At 71.8% G+C, this 6,932-nt stretch carries 4 protein-coding genes and 2 pseudogenes; 5 read left to right on the forward strand and 1 reads right to left on the reverse strand.

Features of this window, described 5'->3' with window-relative positions; translation table 11 throughout:
* Window positions 1-32: 32 nt before the first annotated feature.
* Window positions 33-1,400: an MFS transporter gene (locus ACFWFR_RS15930; protein WP_377623607.1), complete on the reverse strand. Its 1,368-nt coding sequence runs from the start codon at window positions 1,398-1,400 to the stop codon at window positions 33-35.
* Between the two features lie 189 nt (window positions 1,401-1,589).
* Here ACFWFR_RS15930 and ACFWFR_RS15935 point away from each other — a divergent pair, with 189 nt between their 5' ends.
* From ACFWFR_RS15935 to ACFWFR_RS15955, 5 genes and pseudogenes are all read left to right on the forward strand, one after another.
* The gene (locus tag ACFWFR_RS15935; protein ID WP_377615926.1) at window positions 1,590-2,627 is read left to right on the forward strand and encodes an adenosine deaminase; all 1,038 of its coding nucleotides are present in this window, start codon (window positions 1,590-1,592) and stop codon (window positions 2,625-2,627) included.
* 343 nt (window positions 2,628-2,970) lie between these two features.
* Window positions 2,971-4,281, forward strand: a pseudogene (gene murA, locus ACFWFR_RS15940) (UDP-N-acetylglucosamine 1-carboxyvinyltransferase); the annotation flags it as partial.
* A 576-nt stretch (window positions 4,282-4,857) separates the two neighbouring features.
* Window positions 4,858-5,880, forward strand: a complete 1,023-nt coding sequence (locus ACFWFR_RS15945; RefSeq protein WP_191803146.1) for an ABC transporter ATP-binding protein — start codon at window positions 4,858-4,860, stop codon at window positions 5,878-5,880.
* Complete coding sequence (locus ACFWFR_RS15950) at window positions 5,877-6,749, forward strand: ABC transporter permease (protein ID WP_377623608.1); 873 nt, start codon at window positions 5,877-5,879, stop codon at window positions 6,747-6,749. The genes ACFWFR_RS15945 and ACFWFR_RS15950 overlap by 4 nt, the downstream gene beginning before the upstream one ends.
* Window positions 6,750-6,784: 35 nt before the next feature.
* A pseudogene (locus tag ACFWFR_RS15955) lies at window positions 6,785-6,932 on the forward strand (DnaB-like helicase C-terminal domain-containing protein); the annotation flags it as partial.

Here is a 6,932-nt window from a genome sequence, read left to right on the forward strand (position 1 = left end):
GTGCGCCCCGCCGTCGGGCACCCGGACGGGCGTCAGCTCACGTTGTCGGTGTAGTCGACGTCCTTGGTCTCCTTGCTGATGAGCAGCGCGACGAGCGTGAGGACCGACATGGCCGAGAGGTAGACCCCGACCAGGACGGGCGAGCCGTCCGCCTGCTTCCACAGCGCGACCGCGATGAACGGTGCGACGGCCGCCCCGAGGATCGACGACAGGTTGTACGCGATCGCGGAGCCCGTGTACCGGACGTTCGCGGGGAAGAGCTCGGGCAGGATCGCTGCCATGGGGCCGAACGTCAGGCCCATGAGCGTGAAGCCCACGATCAGGAGCGTCATGACCCCGACGGTCCCGCCCATGAAGAGCGGCACGAACAGCGCGCCGAAGACGATGATCGCGACGGTCGTCCAGATGAGGTGCTTGCGGCGACCGAACCTCTCGGCCATCGGACCCGAGACGAGCGTGAAGATCCCGAAGAACACGACGCCCACGATGAGCATCACGAGGAAGTCGGTGCGCGCGTAGCCGAGCCCGGGGGCGGCGTCGGCGCCCGCGGGGACCTCGGCGGGTGCCGTGCCGAACGTCAGGGTGAACGTCGTCATGAGGTAGAACAGCACGTACGTCGCGAGCATGATGAACGTGCCCAGCACGATCTGGCGCCACGACGTGCGGAAGACCTGGGCGACGGGCAGCTTGGCGACCGCTCCGGTCTCGACGACCTTCTGGAACGCGGGCGTCTCGACGAGCTTGAGCCGCACCCACAGGCCCACGACCACGAGGATCGCGCTCGCCAGGAACGGCACGCGCCAGCCCCACGCGGCGAACTGCGCGTCGGTCAGCGTCTCGGCGAGGATCAGGAACGTCGTGTTGGCGAGGATGAACCCGATGGGTGCGCCGAGCTGGGGGAACGTGCCCCAGATGGCCCGCTTGCCCGCGGGGGCGTTCTCGGTCGCGAGCAGCGCGGCGCCGCTCCACTCGCCGCCGAGCCCCAGGCCCTGGCAGAAGCGCATGACGACGAGCAGCGCGGGGGCGAGCACGGCCCAGCCGGGCGTGGTCGACGGCGGCAGCAGGCCGATGAGGAACGTCGCGACCCCCATGGTCAGCAGCGAGGCGACGAGCGTGCCCTTGCGCCCGATCCGGTCGCCGTAGTGACCGAACACGATCGAGCCGAGCGGGCGCGCCACGAACGCGACCCCGAACACCGCGAACGACGCGAGGAGCTGGGACGTCCCGCCGTCGAGCGCCGAGAAGAAGACGGTCGGGAAGACGAGGACGGCCGCGGTCGCGTAGGCGTAGAAGTCGTAGAACTCGATCGAGGTGCCGATGAGGCTCGCGAAGATCACGCGGCCCTTGCTGTTGGCGGGGGCCTCGGGGTCGGCGGACGGTTGGGCGGCCGTTGTGGTCACGGGGGTGCGCTCCTGGTGCAGACGATGGTTCGGGGAGGTCTCCCTGCGCGACGGAGGGGACCGTACTACCCGGTAACTTCCCTCCCACGGTAAGGACCGTGCCCACATGGCGAAGTGGCCGTCTCGCGATGTGGTCACGGCGAGAGCCGGGGGCATGATGGGAGGACGACCCCCTCACGAAGGAGAACCATGCCCCTGCCCCTCCAGCCGACTCTGGACTTCGTCACCGGGCTGCCCAAGGCCGAGCTCCACCTGCACCTCGAAGGCACGCTCGAGCCGGACCTCAAGCTCCGCCTCGCCGAGCGCAACGGCATCGACATCGGCCAGAGCACGGTCGAGGAGGTCCAGGCGACCTACCGGTTCACGGACCTCACGAGCTTCCTCGCGGTCTACTACCCGGCCATGGACGTGCTGCAGACCGAGGACGACTTCTTCGAGCTGGCCCACGCGTACCTCCTGCGGGCGGCCGCGAACGGCGTCCAGCACGCCGAGATGTTCTTCGACCCCCAGGCGCACACCTCGCGCGGCGTCCCGTTCGAGACCGTCGTCAAGGGCTACCACCGCGCCGCGGCGGCCGCGGCCGACTTCGGCGTCGACGCCGACCTCATCCTGTGCTTCCTGCGCGACCACTCGGCCGAGAGCGCCGCGGAGACCCTCGAGGCCTCGGTGCCGTTCAAGGACCTGATCCTGGGCGTCGGCCTGGACTCCGACGAGCGGGGCAACCCGCCCGAGAAGTTCGCCGCGGTCTTCGAGCGCGCCCGCGAGCTCGGCTACCGCCTCACGATGCACTGCGACATCGACCAGGTCGGGAGCATCGACAACATCCGCACGGTCCTCGAGACCATCCAGGTCGACCGCATCGACCACGGCACCAACATCGTCGAGGACCCGGCGCTCGTCGCCGAGGTCAAGGCGCGCGGCATCGGCCTGACGAGCTGCCCCGTGTCCAACAGCTTCGTGACCGACGACATGAAGGCCGCCGAGGTCGCCCAGCTCCTGCGCGACGGCGTCAAGATCACGATCAACTCCGACGACCCCGCGTACTTCGGTGGGTACGTCGCCGACAACTACGCGGCGGTCGCCGCCAAGGCCGGCCTCACGTCCGCGGAGGTCGTGACGCTCGCGAAGAACTCGTTCGAGGCCTCCTGGATCGACGAGGACCGCCGGGCGGACTACCTCGCGGCGGTCGACCGCTACGTCGAGCAGTACGAGCCCGCCCAGGCCTAGGACACAGCAGGTGCCCGACGGCGGGGCCCGCCTCACGCGTGAGGCGAGCCTGCGCCGTCGGGCGCGTGGGGGAGCGGGCACCCTGGCGCCGGGCCCGGTCGGGCCGCGTCGCTGCTGGTCAGCGACGTGCCGCGAGGCCCGCCGTCGTCGGACGGGCCCCGGTGGGTGAATAATCTTCGGATGCCCCGCGTTGGGGGACAGGGAGCACGGCGCCGCGCGCGGCGTCCGCGCACCGACGCCGGAGCGGCCCGCCAGGCCGACGGGCGCCGCAGGGACGCACGGACCGAGTCAGACGCACGACCCATCCGCACGACCATCGAGAGAGCTAGGCGACGACGACCACATGAACGATCTGCTGTACGTCAACGGTGGCACACCGCTCAACGGGACCATCACCGTGCGAGGGGCGAAGAACTTCGTCTCCAAGGCGATGGTGGCCTCCCTGCTCGGCGAGGGGCCGAGCGTGCTGCGCAACGTGCCGCAGATCCGCGACGTCGGCGTCGTGACGGGGCTGCTCGAGCTGCACGGCGTCAAGGTCGTCGCGGACGAGGCCGGGGGCACGCTGCACCTCGACCCGACCGACGTCGAGTCGGCGCACGTCGCGGACATCGACGCGCACGCCGGGTCGAGCCGCATCCCGATCCTCTTCTGCGGTCCGCTGCTGCACCGCCTGGGCGAGGCGTTCATCCCCGACCTGGGTGGTTGCCGGATCGGCGACCGCCCCATCAACTACCACCTGGACATCCTGCGCCAGTTCGGCGCCGTGGTGGACAAGCGCGAGCAGGGCATCCACATCCGCGCCCCTCGCCGCCTCCAGGGCACCAAGATCTCCCTGCCCTACCCGAGCGTCGGGGCCACCGAGCAGCTCCTGCTCACCGCGGTGCGCGCCGAGGGCATCACCGAGCTCTCGGGCGCCGCGATCGAGCCCGAGATCATGGACCTCATCGCCGTCCTGCAGAAGATGGGCGCGATCATCTCGGTCGACACCGACCGCGTGATCCGCATCGAGGGCGTCGACAAGCTCATGGGCTACCAGCACACCGCGCTGGGCGACCGCATCGAGGCGGCCTCCTGGGGCTCGGCGGCCCTCGCGACGGGCGGCGACATCACCGTCAAGGGCGCGACGCAGCCGGAGATGATGACGTTCCTCAACACGTTCCGCAAGGTCGGCGGCGAGTTCGAGGTCCAGGAGGACGGCATCCGGTTCTACCACCCCGGCGGCGACCTCAACGCGATCGTGCTCGAGACGGCCGTGCACCCGGGCTTCATGACGGACTGGCAGCAGCCCCTCGTCGTGGCGCTCACGCAGGCCAAGGGCCTGTCGATCGTGCACGAGACGGTCTACGAGAACCGTTTCGGCTTCACCGACGCGCTGCGCGGCATGGGCGCGACCATCCAGGTCTACAAGGAGTGCCTGGGCGGGCTGCCGTGCCGGTTCGGGCAGCGCAACTTCCACCACTCGGCGGTTGTCTCGGGGCCCACGCCCCTGTCCGCGGCGGACATCGAGGTCCCCGACCTGCGCGGCGGGTTCAGCCACCTCATCGCAGCGCTCACGGCCAAGGGCACCTCGACCGTGCGCGGGATCGGCCTGATCGACCGCGGGTACGAGTACTTCCAGGACAAGCTCGACGCGCTCGGAGCCGACGTCAGCCGAGGCGGACGGACACCGACCCCGAGCGACCGACCCACGGGCGCGGCGCGTGCTGAGGCACGCACCGCGCCCGTCGTCGTCCACCGGGGCGAGGTCACAGGCACCGCACAGCCTCGTACCACCCGGTGCGCAGGTCGGACGAGGAGGGTGGTCGCCACGGGCGAAGGGTTCGCCCGGACAGGAGGAGCGACCATGCCGTCCGCCACGTCACCCGAGAACCACGAGCCGCTCGACGGCCCGGCCGAGCCTGCTGGTCCCACGGACCACGCCGGGCCTGCGGACCACGCCGAGCCGCGCGGTGCCCGACGTCGGGCACTCACCTGGGGCGCGGGAGCCCTCACCTTCTCGGTGCTCACCCTGGGCGGCTTCGCGCTGACGAGCGCTCCGGCCCCCGACTCCGCGACCGTGACCGGGGCCGCCGCGGGCGTGCCGTCCGCGGTCGTGCCGGACGCCGCGACCGCCACCGGACGCCGGGGCACGGGCGGCATGACAAACCTCACCGACGAAGCATGAGGAAACCGACAGAACGGGTGAAGGGCTGCACTGCCTGAGCGCTCCGGCCGGCACCAGGCTGGAGGCATGGACAACGACAGCCTCGACCGCGGCACCACGGGCCGCGACGCGCGCAAGGACGACCTCGTCATCGACGTGCAGGGACTGCGCCGCAGGTACGGCGGCAGCACCCGCGGCGCCCAGGGGTTCGAGGCGGTGGCGGGCGTCGACCTCCAGGTCCGCCGCGGCGAGCTCTTCGCGCTCCTCGGGACCAACGGCGCGGGCAAGACCTCGCTCCTCGAGGTCGTCGAGGGGCTCTCGCGCCCCACGGCCGGCACGGCGCGGGTCTTCGGCAAGGACCCCTACCGCGAGCGCGCCCACGTCCGCCCGAGGATCGGGATCATGCTGCAGGAGGCCGGCTTCCCGTCCGACCTGACCGCGATCGAGACCGCGCGCATGTGGGCCGGGACGCTCGCGGCCCCTCGCCCGGTCGAGGAGGCGCTCGACCTGGTCGCGCTCCGCGGTCGCGCCGACGTGACGGTGACGTCGCTCTCGGGAGGCGAGCGGCGCCGTCTGGACCTCGCCCTGGCGCTCCTCGGCCGCCCCGAGGTGCTGTTCCTCGACGAGCCGACCACGGGCCTGGACCCCGAGAGCCGCCGCTCGGCCTGGGACCTGGTCCAGTCGCTGCTCGACGACGGCACGACCGTCGTCCTCACGACCCACTACCTCGAGGAGGCCGAGCGCCTCGCGGACCGCCTCGCGATCATGCACGGCGGCCGGATCGTCCAGGAGGGCACGGTCGCCGAGATCGTCGACGCCGAGCCCGCGCACGTCTACGTCGACGAGGCGAGCGTGCGTCCTCACCTCGCGGACCTCCCGCTCCTGCCGGGCGAGACCCTCGAGCGCGTCGAGGGCGGCACGCTCTCGATCGCGACGCGCGACCTCCAGCGCAGCCTCGCGGTCCTGCTCGCCTGGGCGGCCGACCGCGACGTGACGTTCGGCCGCATCGAGGCGCGCCCCGCGTCGCTCGAGCAGGCTTTCCTCGCGATCGCCGACGGGCCCGGCCACCCGTCCTCCTCCACCATCGACCCGACGGAGCGTGCAGCATGACCACCCTGACCCAGACCCCGACCCGTGCCACCCGTGCTTCCTCGGCCCCCCGCGGCACGACCGGCCTCGCGGGCTCGCTTCGCCGCGTCGGCTCGCTCGTCCGCGCCGAGACCACGCTGCTCCTGCGCAACCGCACCGCCCTGTTCAACGGGGTCGCGCTGGCCCCCGCGATGGTCGCGTTCCTGCACTTCTCGGGGGCGCTCGAGGCGGTCGTGGGCGACGGGGCCGGGGCGTCGGTCGTCGGGGCGTTCGCGCTCACGAGCCTCATCTGCTTCGCGCTCATGTTCGTCGTCTACTACAACCTCGCGAGCGCGTACGTGGCGCGGCGCGAGGAGCTCGTGCTCAAGCGGCTGCGGACCGGGCAGTGCTCGGACGCCGAGATCCTGATCGGCGCAGCGACGCCCGCGGTCGTGACGATGCTCGGCCAGCTCGTGCTGGGCGGGGCCGCGATCGCGCTGTGGATCGGTCTCGACGCCCCCGCGAACGTGGTGCTGCTGCTCGTCGCGGTGCTCGGGGGGACGTTCGTCTTCGCGGCGCTCGCCGCCGCGAGCACCGCGTTCACGCGCACGCTCGAGTCGGTCCAGCTCTCGACGCTGCCGATCATGGCCCTGGCGCTGCTCCTGTCGGGGACGACGCTGCCGCTCGCGCTCCTGCCGGAGCGACTCCAGACGCTCGCCGCGTTCACGCCCCTGCACCCGGTCGGCGAGCTCCTGACGATCGGCCTCACGGGTCTGGGGCCCGACGGCGTCGCGGTCGGCTTCGGCGAGACGTTCGCCCTGGCCGCGCAGCCGCTCGCGATCCTGCTCGCCTGGTGCGTGATCGGTGCGTGGCTCGCGGCCAGGTACATGCGGTGGGAGCCGCGCCGCTGAAACGGTCGAGGCGTCGCCCGGGGTGACGCGGGGACCGGGCGGCGTCGAGCACGAGGTTGCGGTCGGTCGAGCACGAGGTTGCGGTCGCTCTCGCCAAGGAGCTGGAGCTGCCGGTCATCGCCCTCTCGCAGCTGAACCGTGGCCCCGAGCAGCGCACCGACAAGAAGCCCATGGTCTCGGACC

The organism is Oerskovia sp. NPDC060287, from assembly GCF_042726775.1.
Lineage (GTDB): Bacteria > Actinomycetota > Actinomycetes > Actinomycetales > Cellulomonadaceae > Oerskovia > Oerskovia merdavium.

What these genes read in the sequence shown, in the direction of transcription:
- ACFWFR_RS15945 (WP_191803146.1), top strand. Translation starts at nt 4,858, where the DNA reads ATGGACAACGACAGCCTCGACCGCGGCACCACGGGCCGCGACGCGCGC.
- ACFWFR_RS15935 (WP_377615926.1), top strand. Translation starts at nt 1,590, where the DNA reads ATGCCCCTGCCCCTCCAGCCGACTCTGGACTTCGTCACCGGGCTGCCC.
- ACFWFR_RS15950 (WP_377623608.1), top strand. Translation starts at nt 5,877, where the DNA reads ATGACCACCCTGACCCAGACCCCGACCCGTGCCACCCGTGCTTCCTCG.